Here is an 18935-nt window from a genome sequence, read left to right on the forward strand (position 1 = left end):
ACAGCGACGCCGCAGGCGATTTTCGTCAGTGCAGGATCTGGCTGAGGAACAGCTTCGTGCGCTCGTGCTGGGGATTGTCGAAGAACTCGGCGGGTGTGTTCTGCTCGACGATCTGGCCCTGATCCATGAAGATCACCCGGTTGGCCACCTTGCGCGCAAAGCCCATCTCGTGGGTTACGCACAGCATGGTCATGCCCTCTTCGGCCAGGCCCACCATCGTCTCCAGCACTTCCTTGATCATTTCGGGATCGAGCGCCGAGGTCGGCTCGTCGAACAGCATGATACGCGGGTTCATGCACAGCGAACGCGCGATCGCCACGCGCTGCTGCTGGCCGCCCGAAAGCTGGCCCGGATATTTGTTGGCCTGCTCGGGGATCTTCACCCGCGTGAGGAAATGCATGGCAACCTCCTCAGCCTGCTTCTTGGGCATCTTGCGCACCCAGATCGGTGCCAGCGTGCAGTTCTCCAGAATGGTCAGATGCGGGAACAGGTTGAAGTGCTGGAACACCATGCCGACCTCGCGGCGCACCTCATCGATCTTCTTCAGATCGTTGCTCAACTCCTTGCCGTCGACGATGATCTTGCCCTTCTGGTGCTCCTCCAGCCGGTTGATGCAGCGGATCATCGTCGATTTGCCAGAACCGGAGGGTCCGCAGACAACGATGCGCTCGCCGCGCATCACGCGCAGATTGATGTCCTTGAGCACATGGAATTCGCCGTACCATTTGTGCATGCCGACAATGTCGATGGCCACATCCGTTTCCGAGATGTGCATCTTGCCGGTATCAACCTGGATCTCGTCGGCCCGGACTGCGTTTTCTATGGCCATCGGCCAATCCCCTTATCGTTTGTGACCGGTATCGAGCCGGTGTTCCATGTAAATCGAATAGCGTGACATGCCGAAGCAGAACAACCAGAAAATAAATCCGGCGAAGACCAGGCCGCTGATCGGGGTTTGCGGCGATGCCCAGTTGGTGTCGGAGAAGTTCTGGCGGACGATGCCGAGCAGGTCGAACATACCGATGATGGTGACGAGGCTGGTATCCTTGAACAGGCCGATAAAGGTGTTGACGATGCCGGGTATGACCAGCTTCAGCGCCTGCGGCAGGACGACCAGTCCGGTCGTCTGCCAATAGCTGAGGCCGAGCGAGGCAGCACCTTCATACTGCCCCTTCGGAATTGCCTGCAGGCCGCCGCGAACCACTTCGGCCATATAGGCCGAGGCAAACAGCGCCACACCTACCAGCGCGCGCAGGAACTTGTCGAAGGTCATGCCGGCGGGCAGGAACAGCGGAAACATGACGCTGGCCATGAACAGCACCGTAACCAGCGGCACGCCGCGGATCGTCTCGATGAAGATCACGCTGAACAGCTTGATGACAGGCAGCTTCGAACGCCGCCCCAGCGCCAGCAGGATGCCCAGCGGCAGCGAGACGGCGATGCCCACCACCGAAAGCACCAGCGTGACCATCAACCCGCCCCAGCGCGCCGTCTCGACATATTGCAGGCCGAAGACACCGCCGACCAGCAAGACGAAGGCGACGACGGGAAACACGCCGAAAAGCAGAATTGCATTCAGCAATTTGCGTGGGGCGGTGGGGATCAGCATCGGCACCAGCAACGCCACGAACATGATGCCCGTGAGCATGACCCGCCAGCGCTGGTCTATCGGATATTGCCCGAACATGAATTGCTGGAACTTGGCGCCGACGAAGGCCCAGCAGGCGCCGGACCAGCCTTCGGGCTGGATGCCCCCTTGCGCCACCGTGGCGCAATAACTGCGATCCGTGCCGGTCCACTGGGCGTTGATGAAAGCCCAGCCGATCACGGAGGGCAGCACCATCGCGATGATGATGAGCCCCACGACAGTCAGGATCGTGTCGGGAATGGACGCAAACAGGTTCTTGCGCAACCACGCCACGATCCCCTGCTCCGCCGCCGGCGGACGTTCGTCCCCCGCCATTTCGTCGCGAGCGTAGAATTCAGTGTGCGACATCGCTCTACCTCTCCACCAGCGCCATCTTGGCGTTGAACCAGTTCATGGCGCCCGACATGATGAGGCTGAGGCCGAGATAGACGACCATCCAGATCACCACGATCTCAATCGCCTGGCCGCTCTGGTTGAGGATGGTGCCGCCGATATGCACCAGATCGGGATAGCCGATCGCGATCGCCAGCGACGAGTTCTTCGTCAGGTTGAGATATTGGCTGGTGAGCGGCGGAATGATGATGCGCAGCGCCTGTGGCACGATGACCAGCCGCAGAGCCTGGTTGCGGCGCAGCCCCAATGCGTAGGAAGCCTCGGTCTGCCCCTTGTTCACACCCAGCACGCCCGCGCGCACGATCTCGGCGATGAAGGCGGCCGTATAGAAGGACAGCGCCAGATAGAGCGACATGAATTCGGGCTTAATCTGCATGCCGCCGAGCAGGTTGAAGGTCGATTTCTTCGGGAACTCGAAGCTGAGCGGAAAGCCTGCCGCAGCGAATGCAAGCAATGGCAGCCCGACCAGCAGCGCAACCGACGTCCAGAGAACCGGAAACTGCTCGCCTGTGGCCGCCTGCCGCTGATGGGCACGGCGCGCGACGAACCAGCACAGAGCCACCGCGACCAGAAAGGCGACGGGAATCAGCCACGCCCCCTCGCCCCAGATCGGGGCCGGCAGGAAGAAACCGCGATTGTTGAGCCAGGCCCCGAACGGCAGTTCGAGGCTCTCACGCGGCTGCGGCAGGGCCGAAAGCACGCCCAGATACCAGAAGAAGATGACCAGCAGCGGCGGGATGTTGCGGAAAATCTCGACATAGACCAAGCAGATCTTGCGGATCAGCCAATTATCCGACAGCCGGCCGATGCCGACGAGAAAGCCTATGATCGAGGCCGTGATGACGCCCAGCACCGCGACGACGGCCGTGTTGACCAGCCCCACCAGCAGCGCGCGCCAATAGGTGTCGTCCGAGGTGTAGCTGATCAGCGTTTCGCTGATGTCGAAGCCGGCGCGGCCGTGCAGAAATGCAAATCCAGACGAAATGTTGGCGCGTCTGAGGTTCTCGACCGTGTTGCCGACGATCCAGTAGATGAAGCTTACGAGCAGTACGAACAGGACGACCTGGTAGATCAACCCGCGAATTTTCGGGTCATTGTAGAAGGACGCGCCTGAACTGCCGGTATCGCGAATCGTGTCCTGCGAAACCATGGAGTCTCCTTTGCGCGGAGAGCAGGCGGGAGGCGCATTGCGCCTCCCTATGTCAGCACATCCTTAGCGGATGGGCATGGCGTATTGCAGGCCGCCCTTGGTCCACAGGGCGTTCAGGCCGCGCGCGATCTTCAGCGGGCTGCCGGCACCGATGTTGCGGTCGAAAATCTCACCGTAATTGCCGACGCCCTTGATGATGTTGACCACCCAGTCGTTCTCAAGACCGAGATCCGTGCCGAGCTTGGTGCCGGCCTCGGTGCCCAGAACGCGCTGAATGTCCGGGTTCTTGGAGTTCTTCATCTCGTCGACATTGGCCTGGGTGATGCCCAGCTCTTCGGAGAGAACCAGGGCGTTGAACGTCCACTTGACGACGTCGAACCACTTGTCGTCGCCCTGGCGCACTGCCGGAGCCAGCGGTTCCTTGGAGATGATCTCGGGCAGGACGATGTGGTCGTCCGGCGATGCCAGCGTCAGACGGATGGCATAGAGGCCCGACTGGTCGGTGGTGTAGGCGTCGCAGCGGCCGGAATCATAGGCGGCGTTGGCCTCTTCCAGCTTCTCAAACACGACCGGATTGTATTCCAGATTGTTGGCCTTGAAATAGTCGGCAAGGTTCAACTCGGTGGTGGTGCCGCTCTGCACGCAGACCGAAGCGCCCGAAAGCTGCAACGCCGAGGTGACGCCCGGCAGCTTCTTGGCGTTGATCATGAAACCCTGGCCGTCAAAGTAGTTGACGCCGACGAAGTTGAAGCCCAGCGCCGTGTCGCGGTTCAGCGTCCAGGTGGTGTTGCGGGCGAGAAGATCGATCTCGCCGGACTGAAGCGCGGTGAAACGCTCCTTGGCGTTGGTGGGCGTGAACTTCACCTTGGTGGGATCGCCGAAAATCGCCGCTGCGACCGCACGGCAGAAATCAACGTCGAACCCCTTCCACTCGCCCTTGTCGTCAGGCGCCGCGAAACCGGCAAGGCCGGTATTGACGCCGCACTGCAGGAAGCCCTTGGCCTTCACATCGCTCAATGTATCGGCCGAAGCGACCGATGCAGCGGAAGCGGCCAGCCCCAATATGGTGGCGCCGAGAATGGCTTTTATAGTATTTTTCATTCCCACTGACCCTTTTGTCTCTTGTTGTCCGGGGACCAACCCCGTTTCCCCTTAACGAAAGCGCCAGCGTCGCTCCGGCCCATTTCCGGAACGGTCTTATCGAAGCAGATGTGCCCTTGCTGTGCTCCCATTCACGAAAGGCATCGAAAGCGATTATCGCCGTGAGGTCAAGCAAAATGGCCCGAATGAAAGCGATTTGAAAACTTCCTGCCCGAAAACCCGATCCGACGCACTTTCGTTGACGAAAGCAGTTTACGGCAAGCAAAGTTTTGCTTCGCCTTTTTTCCCGTCGCGGGGGACCATGTCCGGGTGTCAATCGTGCTGGATGGCAGTTCGTACACTGGCGCAAGAGACTCCCGAGCTTGCCCGTTCGGCACTGGTTGCGCGGCACGCAACTGCGTTTTATGCCTCTTTATTTCCTTTTGCAGCAGGACATCATGGCCAAGCGAGATTTCACCAATACAGGCATCAACACGCGGCTCGCCCATGTCGGCAACGATCCGCGCGACTTTCATGGCTTCGTCAACCCGCCCGTGGTTCACGCCTCGACAGTGCTTTTTCCCGACGCCGCGACCATGGCCGGTCGCGCGCAGAAATACACCTACGGCACGCGCGGCACGCCCACCACGGATGCACTGGCGGCCGCGATCGATTCGCTGGAAGGGTCGGCCGGCACCATCATGGTGCCTTCGGGGCTGGCGGCCGTGACCGTGCCGTTGCTGGCATTCCTTTCGGCCGGCGATCACGCGCTGATCGTGGATTCGGTCTACGGGCCGACACGCCATTTCGCCGACACCATGCTCAAGCGCCTGGGCATCGAAATCCAGTATTACGATCCGCATGTCGGCGGCGGCATCGCCGCGCTGATGAAGCCCAACACCAAGGTGGTGTTCACCGAGTCGCCCGGCTCCAACACCTTCGAAATGCAGGACATTCCCGCCATCGCCAAGGCGGCGCATGCCGGCGGCGCGGTGGTGATGATGGACAACACCTGGGCCACGCCGCTCTATTTCAAGCCGCTCGATCATGGCGTCGACATCTCGATCCATGCCGCCACGAAGTATCCGGCCGGCCATTCCGACGTGCTGCTCGGCACCGTTTCGGCCAACGCGGCCTGCTGGGAGCGGCTGCACGAGGGTTTCCTTACGCTTGGCGCCTGCCCCGCGCCAGACGACGTCTATCAGGTGCTGCGGGGCCTGCGCACCATGGGCGTGCGGCTGGAGCGGCACGAGCAAAGCACACTGGAAATCGCCCGCTGGCTGGAAAAACAGCCCGGCGTGGCGCGCGTGCTACATCCCGGTCTGGAGAGCCATCCCGGCCATATGTTGTGGAAGCGTGATTTCTGCGGCTCCAGCGGCATCTTCTCGGTCGTGCTCGACGGCGGCGGCCAGAGCCAGGCCCACGCCTTCCTCGACGCGCTGGAAATCTTCGGCCTCGGTTATTCCTGGGGCGGCTATGAAAGCCTCGCAGTGCATGTCTATCTCGGCGACCGCACGATCGCCAAGGGGCCTTACGAGGGCCCGCTGATCCGCCTCCAGATCGGCCTGGAAGATGTCGAGGACATCAAGAACGACATCGCGCGCGGCCTGAAGGCTGCGAGCGCGGTTTAGAAGCGGCGCTCCTTTCCGCAGCGGGCGGCATCTTCGAACCATGCTGCCCGCTGTTTCCTTTGGTCATGCTCGTGTTTCTTGCATTCGGCTCTTGCCATTGCGAGATGCAAACCCTATGGACAGCACGACCGGAGTGTAGCGCAGCCTGGTAGCGCACCTGATTTGGGATCAGGGGGTCGCAGGTTCGAATCCTGCCACTCCGACCACCGCAGGATTGCTGAGGAAACGATGTCCGCGCGCATTTACAGTCCCGCCAAGACGGCCATGCAGTCGGGTAAGGCCAAGACCGGTAACTGGGTGCTCGAATATGACCCGGCCATTCCCCGCAAGATCGATCCGCTGATGGGCTATACCAGTTCGCGCGACATGAAGAGCCAGATTCGCCTGACCTTCGAAACCAAGGAAGAGGCGATCGCCTATGCCGAGAAGTACGGCATCGACTATCGTGTGCAGGAACCCAAGGAAGCCAAGCGGCGACAGATTTCCTACTCGGACAATTTCCGGTATGACCGCAAGACGCCCTGGACGCACTGAGTTCCGCTCGCTGCATCCCGGCCGCCAACAGTTGTGGTCCCGTAGCTCAGCTGGATAGAGCACCGGCCTTCTAAGCCGATGGTCGCAGGTTCGAATCCTGCCGGGATCGCCACAGATTCTTCTAAACATTTGAATTTATAGCACTTCACCCTCCTCACCTGGCGGCGCTTTAGGTGCGTCGCAGCGTGTCCGTCATCGTCAACGATGACACGCATGCGAACATATCAGCAGGCCAAAAAGTCGCGGGATGTACGGATAAGCTGTACGAGGGTTAAGATATATATTATATGCATCTTTAGTGTCTATCTTTCCTTGCATCCGCGGCGGGAGCGTGAAATGAGCAACAATCATTCTTCGAACAGACAGGTCACGACGACGGCCCATGCGGCCAGCGGCGGGGATGGCGGCAGCACCCTTCTGCCAATGCTGCTCGGGGGACTGGTGCTGATTGTGATTGGCGCGATCGTCGTGATGACGTTCGTCTAGCTCCAGGACTGGCGTCAATCCTGCCCGGACATCCAACCCGAGCGGAAGCGGATACATCCTGCCCTCACAGGTCGAATTCGCCCTGCCCTTCGTCCATGGCGTTCAGGATTTCTCCCGCCAGGGCACGGGTGATGCGGGTCTTCTGTTCCAGGCCGGCCTGATCCAGCCGCGCCACGACGCTCATAGCGGTGGACAGCGACCGTTCGATGCGGCGCACCAGATATTGCACCACTGCGGGGTCCACCTCGACCTGACGGTCAGCAAACAGCTTGGTGATGACGCCGGCCAGAAGCAGGTCATCGGGTTCGTCGATTTCTACCGTTGCCGCAGCTTTCAGCCGCGACGCGAGGTCCGGCAGAGTCACGCCCCAGGCGGACGGGAACCGTCGTGCCGTCAGGAGCAGGAAGGAACCGGCGCCGCGAATCTGGTTGATGAGATGGAACAGACCGTTCTGATCGAGAGGTCCGAGATCGGCGTCGTCGATCAGCACCGGGCGGGTCGCATCGAGCGTCGGCAGATGCGTCTCGATGTCGGTTCCCTTGAGCGTCACCGCTGCGGACATGTTGCGCCAGATGCTTGCCAGATGCGTCTTGCCTGCTCCGGCCGGGCCCGCGAGCACGACCACGGGCGCGGGCCAGTCCGGCCAGCGGTCCACCAGCGCGACCGCCTGCGCATTGGCCTGCGACACGACGAGATCGTCACGGGAAAAGCCCGGTGTATGGCCGAGATCAAGCGGCAACTGGCGCGGTGTTTCCGGTTCGCGCATTATCCTACGAATTCATGACTTGGTTTTGCTGCGGTTGCTCTTGGCATGTGCCGTCGCGCCATCAGGCGCTTCGGCGTGCCCCTTATAGAGCGGCGAATCCAGATAGCGCGAAATGGCGAAGCGCACCAGCACCGCGATTGCCGCCGCGGCGGGAACGGCGATGAGCAGGCCCACGAAGCCGAACAGCGCACCAAAGGCGAACAGCGCAAACATCAGCCAGACGGGATGCAGGCCCACGCTTTTGCCCACCAGGCGCGGTTGCAGAATGTTGCCCTCGATGAACTGGCCGATGAAGAAGACAGCCGCCACCGCCACGATCCAGAGCCAGTCCGGCCAGAACTGCACGAAGGCAAGCCCCACCGAAAGCACCAGCCCCGTCAGCGAGCCGACATAGGGAATAAAGCTGATAAGTCCCGCGAACAGGCCGATCAGCACACCGAACTTCAACCCGGTCAGCGTCAGGCCTATTGCGTACATCAGCCCGAGTACAAGGCAGAGCGTGCCCTGCCCACGCACGAACCCGGCGGTCGCCACATTGATCTCGGAAGCAAGCTGACGAACCGTATCGACATAGTCGCGCGGCACCCAGCTATCCACCGTGGCGACCATGCGATCCCAGTCGAGCAGCATGTAGAAGGCCACCACCGGCGTCACCACGAACAGGCTGGCGATGGAAAACAGCGCTATACCCGAACTCCAGATCGACTGGAAAACCGTCGTCAGGAAGCCGAAGCCGGTGGTCAGCAGCGAGTTCAATCCCTCGCGCAGGCTGTTGGCATCCACCCCGAAGCGCTGCTCGATCCATTTCGGGTCGTAGCTGGTGATAAGCCCCTGAAGCTGGGTCAGGTATTCCGGTAGCTTGGCAATGAAATCGGTGAGCTGGGACGCCAGGATCGGTATGAGGATGACCAGCCCCAGCACCAGCACGATGAGGAAGGCAATGAGGATCAGCACTGTCGCGGCGATGCGGGAGAAGCCCAGCCGCTGCAACCTGTCGGCGACGGGATCGAGGAAATAGGCCAGCACCATGCCGGCCACGAAGGGCAGAAGTATGCTGCTGAAAAGATAGATGAACAGCGCCAGCACCAGCGCGCCGAGGATCCAGAAACGGATGTGCCAGCGGAACGCGGCCGCCGCCACGTCCTCCTGAGTCACCTTAACTGTCTGGAGTTCTTCCTTCGCCATAACCGTTCATGTGCCTCAGCCAGTCCACGAGATAGGCCGCAGCCGAAGCAGCGGTCAAGAGGCCGGTCGCCAATATCAGCGCCAGCCGGATCGCGCTGTAATGTATTCCGAAGGCCAGTTCGGCCAACACGAAGCCGGCCAGGACGATCTGCGCGGCGGTGTTTACCTTGGACACCAATAGCGGGCGCATCGTGACTGGGTTGGCCATGACGGTCGCCAAAAGCACGCCACCGACGATCAGCGCATCGCGCGACACGACTAGTATGACCAGCCACAGCGGCAGTTCGTTCATATAGCCGAGCACGATGAAGACGCTGACCAGAAGCAGTTTATCGGCGATGGGATCCAGATAAGCGCCAAGCGCGGTGCGCTGATTGAACCGGCGCGCGACGAAGCCGTCGACCGCGTCCGATATGCCGGCGATCACGAAGCCCGCGAACGCCCAGCCGGCATCGCCGACCAGCAGCGCATAGATCACGCCCGGCACCAGCAGGAACCGCACCATCGTGATCATGTTGGCGACCGTCACCGCACCCCGTCTCCTTCTCTCCAAGCCCGTTACATGGGCAAAACGCACACGTGCTACAAGATATGCGCGCCATCCACCCGCTCTCCACGGTTTTCCGCCGCAAATGGCGGCCTTCCATGCCGCAATCCTTGCGAGGCGGGTCCGTTCATGCGAAGAGCCGCACTATCTCATATCATGGAGGCCGCGCAGCGCGCGCCTGACCGTAACGACCAGAGGAATCGCCCATGAGCGAGCAAAAGAACGGGCTCACCTATGCGCAGGCAGGCGTCGATATCGACGCTGGTAACCTGATGGTCGAGAAGATAAAGCCGATGGTGCGCTCGACCCGCCGTCCCGGCGCGGATGGCGAGATTGGCGGCTTCGGCGGCCTGTTCGATCTCAAGGCCGCCGGCTTCACCGACCCTGTACTTGTCGCCGCCAATGATGGCGTCGGCACCAAGCTGAAGATCGCCATCGAAGCCGGCAAGCACGACACGATCGGCATCGACCTTGTCGCCATGTGCGTCAACGACCTCGTCGTGCAGGGCGCCGAACCGCTGTTCTTCCTCGACTATTTCGCAACCGGCAAACTCGATCCCGAGCAAGGCGCGACCATCGTCAGCGGCATTGCCGAGGGCTGCCGACAGGCCGGCTGCGCACTGATCGGCGGCGAGACCGCCGAGATGCCCGGCATGTATCAGGAAAAGGATTACGACCTCGCGGGCTTCGCGGTCGGCGCGGCCGAGCGTGGCCAGCTCCTGCCCACCGACGACATCGTCGAGGGCGACGTTCTGCTCGGCCTCTCATCCTCGGGCGTCCATTCGAACGGTTTTTCGCTGGTCCGTCGCATCGTGGCGGCAAGCGGACTTGGCTGGAATGACCCTGCCCCCTTCGCCGACGACCAGACGCTGGCCGAAGCGCTGCTGGAGCCGACGCGAATCTATGTGAAGTCCGTCCTGAAGGCGATCCGAAACACGCACGGCATCAAGGCGCTGGCGCATATCACCGGCGGTGGCTTCCCTGACAACATTCCACGCGTGCTGCCGGCCGATTTCTCGGCCGAACTCGACCTTGACACGATCGACGTGCCGCCGGTGTTCTCGTGGCTCACCAAGACGGGCGGCGTCGAAGCAACCGAAATGATGCGCACCTTCAACTGCGGCATCGGCATGGTGATGGTCGTTGCTTCCGGCCAGGCCGCACAGGTGGCTGCGGTCTTGCAGGAAGCCGGCGAGAAGGTCGAGCCGATCGGCCGCATCGTGCCGCGCCGTGACGCCGGCGTCATCTATCGCGGAGCGATCGCGCTATGAACCCGCGCAAGCGCACCGTCATCCTGATTTCGGGGCGCGGCTCCAACATGGCCGCGCTGATCGAGGCGGCGGACGACAGCAGCTTTCCGGCGAAGATCGTCGGTGTGATTTCCGACAAGGCGGAGGCAGCAGGCCTTGGCCTTGCCGCATCCAACGGCATCGCCACACGCGTGGTCGCGCGCGGCGACTTCGCCAGCAAGGATGCCCATGACGCTGCAATCGATGCGGCTCTCAGGGAGTTCGGCGCCGAGATCGTCTGCCTCGCCGGCTATATGCGCCTGCTGACCAACGGCTTCGTCGAAAAGTGGCAGGGCCGGATGATCAATATCCACCCTGCCCTGCTGCCGCTGCTCAAAGGGCTGGACACCCACCAGCGCGCGCTGGACGCCGGCCTGCGCATCCATGGTTGCACGGTGCATTTCGTGACGGCGGCGATGGATGACGGCCCGATCATCGCGCAATCGGCGGTGCCGGTTCTGACCGGCGACGACGAGAAGGCCCTTTCGGCCCGCGTGCTGGGTGCCGAGCATGCGCTGTACCCGATGGCGCTCAGGCTGGTGGCCGAAGGCAAGGCACGCATGGAAGGCGGCAGGACCGTTTTCAGCGGCTTCGAGGCTCCCAACCATAACGGTCTCGTCACGTCTCCCGGCCCGTCGAGCGATCCGGTCGACCTTGAGGCGCTGGCCCGCTTCACGCCTTAAAGGCCCCGCCCTAACTTATCGGAGGCTGCGGGTCCGGAGCGCCGCATGAAGAAGGAACTGCTTCTCCTGCGTCACGCCAAATCGAGCTGGGACGACCCCAGGCTCGAGGACTTCGACCGCCCGCTTGCACCGCGCGGCCGTGCCGCAGCGCCCTTGATCGGCCGGTTTCTGGAGGAACGACACTGGCGGCCGCTCATGGCGCTGGCCTCATCGTCCGCACGAACCCGCGAGACATGGGAACTGGTGTCATCCCGTTTTGCCCACGCTCCCAGCCCCACATTCCGCGACTCGCTCTATGAAGCTTCGGCAGAGCAGCTTCTGGCCGAGTTGCGCCACACGCCCGAAATCGTCGGCACATTGCTCGTCCTCGGCCACAATCCGGGGCTGGAGGAATTTGCATTGCGGCTGGCCGGCGAAGGTTCCGACACCGGAGCGCTCGGGCAGATGCGCAAGAAATTCCCAACCGCCGGGCTGGCGCATTTCGAATTTACCGGGCGGTGGGAGGCATTGCAGTTCGGGGCCGCCCGTCTCACCCATTTCCTGCGGCCGAAGGACCTCGCCTGACGGAGATCAGTGAATGGTTTCCACGGGATGGCAGTTTTCCCGCTCCATCTGCAAGGTGGTGTGATGCAGGTCGAATTTTCCGCGCAAGCTTGCCTCGATAGCCTGACGCACCGCGTCCGGGTCCGCGCCATCGGAGAGTACGGCATGCGCGGTGAGCGAAGGCTTGTTTTGCGTGATCGCCCAAAGATGCAGGTCGTGCACGGATGCCACGCCGGGAACCTCGGCAATCGCCGTTTCCACATCCTCCAGGGCCATGCCGGGCGGAACGCCTTCCAGCAGGATGTTGATGCATTCCTTGAGCAACCCCCAGGTGCGCGGAAACACCATGAAGCCGATGCCGACCGCAACAAGGGAATCGACCCATTGCCAACCCGTCAGCCAGATAACCAGCGCGCCCGCGATCACGCCGAGCGAACCGAGCATGTCGGCCCAGACTTCGAGATAGGCCCCCTTTACATTGAGGCTTTCGTCCTTGTGGCCGGTCAGCAGGCGCATCGAGGCCAGGTTGACGAGCAGGCCGACGACCGCGACCGCCAGCATGCCCAGCGAGGCAATCTGTTGCGGCTCGAACAGCCGCGCATAAGCCTCGTAGAGAATGTAAAAGGCGACGCCGAGCAGGATCAGCGCATTGAACGCCGCCGCCAGTATCTCAAAGCGGGCATAGCCGTAAGTGCGCAGAAGATCGGCAGGCCGGCGCCCGACACGAATGGCCAACAGTGCGATAGCCAACGCCATGGAATCGGTCAGCATGTGCATGGCATCGGAAATCAGCGCCAGACTGCCCGTCACGATGCCGCCGATCACTTCGACCAGCACGAAGAAGAAGGTGAGGGCAAGCGCTATCCGCAAGCGGGTGGCGGGAGTATCGCCGATATCGTGGTCGTGCTGATGGCTTGCGCTCATTGCAATTCTCTTGCGCGGAATGCGATAACGCGGCTGCGCGTTGCGCAGCCACAGGGTCGGGATCTAGCCGGCCGCCCGCACCCACACCTTGTTGTCATGGACGGCCGCACCGCCATAGGGCGCAGGCGCATCCGCGCCCGTCAGCACATTGATGCCCTCGCCGCGCTCATGCGCATAATTCGACCAGATGCCCTCGGCGATCACCACGCCGCGTTTCAGGCCATCGAACAGCCGCGCATGCAGCACCACTTCGCCGCGCTTGTTGCCCACTTCGACACGGTCCCCGGTCGCCACGCCAAGCGCGGCAGCGTCTTCCGGGTGGATCAGCAGTTCCGGCCTTCCTTCCTTCTGCCGGGAGACCGGCGTTTCGGCGAAGGTGGAATTGAGGAAATTGCGCGCCGGCGAGGTCGCCAGCCTGAAGGGATGCTCCTCATCGGCCACTTCGATCACATCGACATGATCCGGAAATTCCGGAAATCGGTTGACCGGCCCGAAAATCCCCATGCTGCGGGGCGGCTTGTTGGGCGCGGCGCCGCCATTCCATTGCGGCTTGAAACGGAATTTTCCGTCGGGGTGTCCGAAGCCTTTCAGGAAATGCGCGTCCTCGAATTCCGGCTGCAGATCGACCCAACGACTTGCCTTCAGGCTGTCGAAGTCGCCCAGCCCGCGCCTGGCCAGCATATGGTCGATGTGCTGGCGCTCGGTCAGGCCGAAGCCCGGCAGATGCGCCACGCCCAACCGCCTGGCCAGTTCCTCGATGACATAGTGATTGGTACGCGGGCCCTCCGGTGGGTCGATCAGCTTGGGGCCGAGCGTGATGTGCTGGTTGCCGCCGCCCTTGTAGATGTCGTCATGCTCCAGGAACATCGTTGCCGGCAGCACGACATCGGCAAGCCTCGCCGTATCGGTCATGAACTGCTCATGCACGCAAGCGAACAGGTCCTCGCGCATAAACCCCTGCACCACCAGCCGCTGCTCGGGCGCGACATTGGCAGGATTGGTGTTCTGGATCAGCATCGCCGTCACCGGCGGGCCACCATAGAGCGCATCCGCTGCCCCCGTCAGCACCGGCCCTATGCGCGAGTGGTCAAGGTAGCGGATATTCGGATCGCGAAACTTCGTGCCTTCCAGAAGCTCGCCATTGAGCTTGTAGATACCCGAATTGGAATGGAACGCGCCGCCGCCCTCATACCGCCAGGCGCCGGTAACCGCCGGGATCGACAGCGCCGCATGCATGTTGACCGAGCCGTTGCGCTGGCGCGAAAACCCGTAGCCGAGGCGGAAAAAGGTGCGTCTGGTCGTGCCCACCAGCCGCGCGAAAGCCTCGATCTCCTCCACCGTAAGTCCGGTGATACCTGCCGCCCATTCGGGCGTCTTCGTGGCGAGATGCGCCTCAAGTCCCTTCGGATCGTCGGTGTATTTCTCGAGATAGTCGCGGTCGGCGAGCCCCTCGCGAAACAGCACGTGCATGACCGCGCAGGCCAGCGCGCCGTCGGTGCCGGGCTTGAGGATGAGACCTATGTCGGCCTGCTTCATCGTCGGCGTTTCATAAACGTCGACAACAACGATCTTCGCGCCACGCTCCTTGCGGGCCTTGATCGCGTGGGTCATGACATTGACCTGCGTGACCACGGCATTCGTGCCCCAGATCACCACGCAATCCGATTTCGCCATCTCGCGAGGGTCGGCGCCGCGCAGGGCGCCGGTGCCCAGCACATAGCCGGTCCAGGCAAGGTTGGTGCAGATCGAGCCGAAGAAGCCGGAATATTTCTTCGCATGGCGCAGGCGCTCGATGCCGTCGCGCTGCACCAGCCCCATCGTACCGGCATAGAAGTAAGGCCAGACCGTCTCGGAGCCGTATCGTTCTTCCGCCGCAATGAACTTCTCGGCGACGAGATCGAGCGCGGCTTCCCAGCTCGCTTCCTTCCATCGTCCGTCGCCCTTGGCTCCGGCACGCACCAGCGGCTTCAGGAGCCGGTCGGGATGGTGGACGCGATCGGCATAGCGGGCGACCTTCGCGCACACCACGCCCATCGTATAGCTGTTGTCCTTTGCGCCGTGGATACGCCCGATGCGATCCGACGCCAGCAATTCGACATCAAGCGCGCAGGTGGACGGGCAGTCATGCGGACAGGCCGAATGGCCAATTCGGATCGGGGAGTGTTGGTTCATGGCGCGAAACTACAGGGTTTTGTTCGCGGGGTGTAGGGCCAATACGGAGCGCAGCTTAACCCTCCCCGCGTGAAAGGATCCTATCCTGCCCCCTGTGGATCGCCTCTTCCCACAAGGGCAGGATAAACCCTACTCCGCCATCGCTTCCTCGTACTCCGTGGACAGCGTCAGCCACTTGTCTTCATGCGTGGACAAGGACGAGGCAAGCTGCGCGCGCTCCCTGGCAAGCTGGGTGGCGGCAGCCGGATCCTTCTCATAAAGGGCCGGATCGGCAAGCTGGTCCTCGATCGAGTCGATGCGCTTGCGGATGCGATCCATCAGCGCCTCGGTGGCGCGGATTTCCTTGGCCACCGGCTCCATGGCCGCACGGCGCGCAGCCGCCTCGCGGCGACGGTCGGCCTTGGAGGCCTCCTTCGCCTCGCGCTTTTCGCGGCGATCGACGGAAACCCCGGTGACCATCGTGCGATAGTCTTCCAGGTCGCCGTCATAGGGTTTTACCGTACCGTCCCTGACCAGCCACAGCCGATCAGCCGTGGCCTCCAGCAGGTGCCGGTCGTGACTGATGATGATCACCGCGCCGGGAAAGTCGTTCAGCGCCATCATCAGCGCCTCGCGGCTGTCAATGTCGAGGTGGTTGGTCGGCTCGTCGAGGATGAACAGGTTCGGCCCGTCAAACGCGGCAAGGCCCATCAGAAGCCGTGCCTTCTCGCCGCCCGAAAGATCCTTGGCGGGCGTGTTCATCTTCTCGGTCGAGAGGCCGAACTGGGCGACGCGCGCCCTCACCTTGGATTCGGGCGCTTCCGGCATCAGCCGGCGTACATGCTCATAGGCGTTTTCCTCGGGCCGCAGATCATCGAGCTGGTGCTGGGCGAAGATCGACACTTTCAGGCCGGGCGCGACCGTCATGGTGCCGGTCTCGCCCTTCAGGCGACCGGACAGCAGCTTGGCGAAGGTGGACTTGCCGTTGCCGTTGGCGCCCAGCAGCGCGATGCGATCGTCGCTGTCGATGCGCAGCGAGAGCTTGCGCAGCACGGGGCTGCCCGGCGTATAGCCGACATCGACCCCATCCAGCGCGACTATGGGGGAAGCGACGGTCTTCACCGGCTCGGGGAAGCTGAAGGGGCGCACATGGTCCTCGACCACGGCCGCGATGGGCTTCATGCGCTCCAGCGCCTTGATACGCGACTGCGCCTGCGTTGCCTTGGAGGCCTTGGCGCGGAAGCGGTCGACGAAGGACTGCAGGTGCTTGCGCTGCGCTTCCTGCTTGGCGCGGCCCTTCTCCTGCAACTCGCGTTGCTCGGCAAGCTGCCGCTCGAACTGGTCGTAGCCGCCGCGCCAGAAGGTCAGCTTCTTCTGGTCGAGATAAACGATCGAATTGACCGCCCGGTTGAGCAGGTCGCGGTCATGGCTGATGAGCAGGACCGTGTGCGGATATTTCGACACGTAGTTTTCCAGCCACAGCGTGCCTTCGAGGTCGAGATAGTTGGTCGGCTCGTCGAGCAACAAAAGGTCGGGCTGCGAGAACAGCACCGCCGCCAGCGCCACGCGCATGCGCCAGCCACCCGAGAAGGACGAGGCCGGACGTTTCTGCGCCGCTTCATCAAAGCCAAGGCCGGCGAGAATGGTCGCCGCACGCGCTTCGGCCGAATGCGCATCGATGTCGGCCAGCCGCACATGGATTTCGGCGATACGATGCGGGTCGGTGGCCGTCTTTTCCTCTTCCAGAAGTGCCGCACGCTCGAGATCAGCCTTCAGCACGATCTCGATCAGCGGTTCCTCGGTGCCCGGCGCTTCCTGCGCCACCTGGCCGATGCGCAAATTCTTCGGCAAGCTGATCGAGCCCGTCTCGGTCGGCTGGTCGCCGGTGATCGCGCGAAACAGAGTGGTTTTGCCGGTGCCGTTGCGCCCGACAAGGCCAGCCTTCGTTCCCGCCGGCAGCGTGAGCGAAGCGTGGTCGAGAAGCAGGCGCCCGGCGACGCGTATGGAAAGATCGTTGACGATAAGCATTGCGGGCTTTTGCACCGGACTCGTGCGGATCGCAAGGCCCACGGCGGCGACCCTGACCACGCCAGTGACGCAAACGGCCCGCGCAATGGCGGGCCGTCGCGGGAGGATGCAGCAAGCAACCGCTGCCCCTTATCTCTTAGTGGCGGCCTTAGCGGCTCGCCATCTGGATCGTGCGGCACAAGGCAACCAGATCCGCGTCGAAGGACGAGGCATTGCCGATGATCTGACGGCAACGGATCTTGAAACGCTGGAGTTCCTGCGCGCTCATACCGGCGACGATGGAGGACATGCCAGGCGTTGTACCGGGGATTCCTCCGGTACCGGGCTTACCGGGAGTGCCCGCGACGCCACCTGGAGTGCCAGGCTTACCGGGAGTTCCCGGAGTACCGGGGGTTCCGGGTGTGCCAGGAGTACCGGGCTTACCCGGAGTTCCGGTCCCGCCGCCAATGCCGATGCTCACCCCGACATTGGCCAAGCCGCTCGGGCCTCCGACATTGGCGCTGACGCCCGCATTGATTCCCGTGGCACCACCGACCGAAGCGGTGGTCTTGGAATCGACCAGACCCTTCGAGCCGCCGACGGTCGTATTGCTGCTGGCATTGATGCCGCTAGAGCCACCGACCGAAGCCGTTGTCCTGGAATCGACCAGACCGCCACGGTCGACAACGGATGTGTTGGTGCTGGCGTTGATGCCCGTCGAGCCACCGACCGATGCATCCACGCCGACATTCGCCAGCCCCTTCGAACCGCCGACGCCAACGCCCACATCGGCATTGAGGCCCTTTGAGCCGCCGACACTCACGCCGAGCCCAAGAGCACCATTCTTGCTACCGCCAATGCTGATGCCGTTGGCCCCGCCGACACTGATGCCGCCGCCGGACCCGCCAAGTCCAAGCCCTCCCAAGCCGCCGGCTGACACGGGTGCGCAAAGTGCCGCCACCATTGCGCCGCTCGCAACGATCCCAGCAAACCTGCCGATAATTGCGCCCATAACTCTCTCCCTCGTGTTTGCTTCAAGACAACATCCGCCGACGCAAAAACGCCGACGACAGGAAGATAATATGGTTATTGCGCACGTTTGGGACTTGAACTTTGTTACTGATTTATGCCTTACTAATATTATACATCAATTAAATATAAAATTACGATACATGTCACTCAGTTATATTGATATTTCAATATTATATATTTAATTCGAACCAAGGCTGCAAAAATACACACTGGACACCGCCCCCAAAATCGGAACAGCATCGCGGGGGGAAGTGAGGCATCCGCGAAACGCCTCCGCAAAAAGCGCGCGGCGCACATCCGCCACTGCGCGTGAAGTGCCTCTCGGCCCTTGGCAATAGGCCGGGCGCCCTGTATAGGGTCCGCCACACTTTTCACCCCATCTGCAGAAGGAAATACCATGGCGATCGAACGCACGTTCTCGATGATCAAGCCGGATGCCACGCGCCGCAACCTCACGGGCGCCATCACCAAGATGCTCGAAGATGCTGGCCTGCGCGTCATCGCATCGCGTCGCGTCTGGATGAGCCGCCGCGAGGCCGAAGGCTTCTACGCCGTCCACAAGGAACGCCCCTTCTTCGGCGAACTGGTCGAGTTCATGTCGTCGGGCCCGACGATCGTTCAGGTTCTGGAAGGCGAGAACGCCATCGCCAAGAACCGCGAAGTGATGGGCGCCACCAACCCGGAGCAGGCTGCCGAAGGCACCATCCGCAAGGTCCATGCCCTGTCGATCGGCGAGAACTCGGTGCACGGTTCGGACGCTGCCGAGACCGCCGCACAGGAAATCAGGTACTGGTTCTCCGACACCGAGATCGTCGGCTAATATCCAGAATCGGATTTCTGGCGCAAAAGCCTGATTTCATTGAAAAAGCCGGAGCGAAAGCCTCGG

General features: G+C 62.2%; 18 protein-coding genes and 2 tRNA genes. 9 read left to right on the forward strand and 11 right to left on the reverse strand.

The genetic code is table 11. The annotated features are described in order from the left end of the window. Positions 1–25 precede the first annotated feature (25 nt). The 4 genes from C7441_RS04995 to C7441_RS05010 form a co-directional block, all read right to left on the reverse strand. A complete protein-coding gene (locus C7441_RS04995) occupies positions 26–829 on the reverse strand; it encodes an amino acid ABC transporter ATP-binding protein (protein WP_109611957.1) in 804 nt (267 codons plus the stop codon). A 12-nt stretch (positions 830–841) separates the two neighbouring features. Further along, entirely contained in the window at positions 842–1996 is a 1155-nt protein-coding gene (locus C7441_RS05000) for an amino acid ABC transporter permease (protein ID WP_109611958.1), read from the reverse strand. A 4-nt stretch (positions 1997–2000) separates the two neighbouring features. After that, positions 2001–3191 (reverse strand): amino acid ABC transporter permease, encoded by a 1191-nt coding sequence (locus C7441_RS05005; protein WP_109611959.1) that lies wholly within the window; start codon positions 3189–3191, stop codon positions 2001–2003. Positions 3192–3254: 63 nt separating this feature from the next. Then, a complete protein-coding gene (locus C7441_RS05010; protein ID WP_040692334.1) occupies positions 3255–4292 on the reverse strand; it encodes an amino acid ABC transporter substrate-binding protein in 1038 nt (345 codons plus the stop codon). Positions 4293–4729: 437 nt separating this feature from the next. On the opposite strand from C7441_RS05010, the gene C7441_RS05015 reads away from it, so the two are divergent. The 5 genes from C7441_RS05015 (at position 4730) to C7441_RS23955 (ending at position 6922) form a co-directional block, all read left to right on the forward strand. Then, the gene (locus tag C7441_RS05015) at positions 4730–5902 is read left to right on the forward strand and encodes a cystathionine beta-lyase (protein WP_109612181.1); all 1173 of its coding nucleotides are present in this window, start codon (positions 4730–4732) and stop codon (positions 5900–5902) included. 129 nt (positions 5903–6031) lie between these two features. Further along, positions 6032–6108, forward strand: a tRNA-Pro gene (locus tag C7441_RS05020). A gap of 22 nt (positions 6109–6130) precedes the next feature. Then, entirely contained in the window at positions 6131–6436 is a 306-nt protein-coding gene (locus C7441_RS05025; protein ID WP_019170508.1) for an ETC complex I subunit, read from the forward strand. A gap of 35 nt (positions 6437–6471) precedes the next feature. Continuing rightward, a tRNA-Arg gene (locus C7441_RS05030) sits at positions 6472–6548 on the forward strand. A 224-nt stretch (positions 6549–6772) separates the two neighbouring features. Continuing rightward, entirely contained in the window at positions 6773–6922 is a 150-nt protein-coding gene (locus C7441_RS23955) for a hypothetical protein (protein ID WP_170125017.1), read from the forward strand. A gap of 64 nt (positions 6923–6986) precedes the next feature. Here the strand turns inward: C7441_RS23955 and hdaA are convergent, their stop codons facing one another. From hdaA to C7441_RS05045, 3 genes are read right to left on the reverse strand one after another with little or no spacing between them, the layout of a single operon-like run. Next, positions 6987–7688: a DnaA regulatory inactivator HdaA gene (hdaA, locus tag C7441_RS05035; RefSeq protein WP_109611960.1), complete on the reverse strand. Its 702-nt coding sequence runs from the start codon at positions 7686–7688 to the stop codon at positions 6987–6989. Positions 7689–7700: 12 nt separating this feature from the next. Beyond that, entirely contained in the window at positions 7701–8873 is a 1173-nt protein-coding gene (locus C7441_RS05040) for an AI-2E family transporter (RefSeq protein ID WP_109611961.1), read from the reverse strand. After that, on the reverse strand, positions 8845–9402 hold the full coding sequence (locus C7441_RS05045) for a CDP-alcohol phosphatidyltransferase family protein (RefSeq protein ID WP_109611962.1): 558 nt from the start codon (positions 9400–9402) through the stop codon (positions 8845–8847). Before C7441_RS05045 ends, C7441_RS05040 begins: the two co-directional genes overlap by 29 nt. Positions 9403–9626: 224 nt before the next feature. Here C7441_RS05045 and purM point away from each other — a divergent pair, with 224 nt between their 5' ends. The 3 genes from purM to C7441_RS05060 are packed head-to-tail and all read left to right on the forward strand — an operon-like array spanning position 9627 to position 11956. After that, positions 9627–10691 (forward strand): phosphoribosylformylglycinamidine cyclo-ligase, encoded by a 1065-nt coding sequence (purM, locus tag C7441_RS05050; protein WP_109611963.1) that lies wholly within the window; start codon positions 9627–9629, stop codon positions 10689–10691. Continuing rightward, positions 10688–11392: a phosphoribosylglycinamide formyltransferase gene (gene purN / locus C7441_RS05055; protein WP_109611964.1), complete on the forward strand. Its 705-nt coding sequence runs from the start codon at positions 10688–10690 to the stop codon at positions 11390–11392. Before purM ends, purN begins: the two co-directional genes overlap by 4 nt. A 45-nt stretch (positions 11393–11437) precedes the next feature. Beyond that, a complete protein-coding gene (locus C7441_RS05060) occupies positions 11438–11956 on the forward strand; it encodes a SixA phosphatase family protein (RefSeq protein WP_109611965.1) in 519 nt (172 codons plus the stop codon). A gap of 6 nt (positions 11957–11962) precedes the next feature. Here the strand turns inward: C7441_RS05060 and C7441_RS05065 are convergent, their stop codons facing one another. The 4 genes from C7441_RS05065 to C7441_RS05080 all read right to left on the reverse strand — a co-directional run bounded on the left by C7441_RS05065 (position 11963) and on the right by C7441_RS05080 (position 18029). After that, on the reverse strand, positions 11963–12859 hold the full coding sequence (locus tag C7441_RS05065) for a cation diffusion facilitator family transporter (protein WP_109611966.1): 897 nt from the start codon (positions 12857–12859) through the stop codon (positions 11963–11965). A gap of 63 nt (positions 12860–12922) precedes the next feature. Beyond that, complete coding sequence (locus C7441_RS05070; protein ID WP_109611967.1) at positions 12923–15031, reverse strand: molybdopterin-containing oxidoreductase family protein; 2109 nt, start codon at positions 15029–15031, stop codon at positions 12923–12925. A 129-nt stretch (positions 15032–15160) separates the two neighbouring features. Continuing rightward, positions 15161–17038: an ABC-F family ATP-binding cassette domain-containing protein gene (locus C7441_RS05075; RefSeq protein ID WP_109612182.1), complete on the reverse strand. Its 1878-nt coding sequence runs from the start codon at positions 17036–17038 to the stop codon at positions 15161–15163. A 148-nt stretch (positions 17039–17186) separates the two neighbouring features. Next, positions 17187–18029, reverse strand: coding sequence for a hypothetical protein (locus C7441_RS05080; RefSeq protein WP_109611968.1), 843 nt, complete (start codon positions 18027–18029; stop codon positions 17187–17189). Positions 18030–18446: 417 nt separating this feature from the next. On the opposite strand from C7441_RS05080, the gene ndk reads away from it, so the two are divergent. Further along, on the forward strand, positions 18447–18869 hold the full coding sequence (gene ndk, locus C7441_RS05085; protein ID WP_019170521.1) for a nucleoside-diphosphate kinase: 423 nt from the start codon (positions 18447–18449) through the stop codon (positions 18867–18869). Positions 18870–18935: the final 66 nt, after the last annotated feature.

The organism is Pseudaminobacter salicylatoxidans (assembly GCF_003148475.1).
GTDB lineage: Bacteria > Pseudomonadota > Alphaproteobacteria > Rhizobiales > Rhizobiaceae > Pseudaminobacter > Pseudaminobacter salicylatoxidans.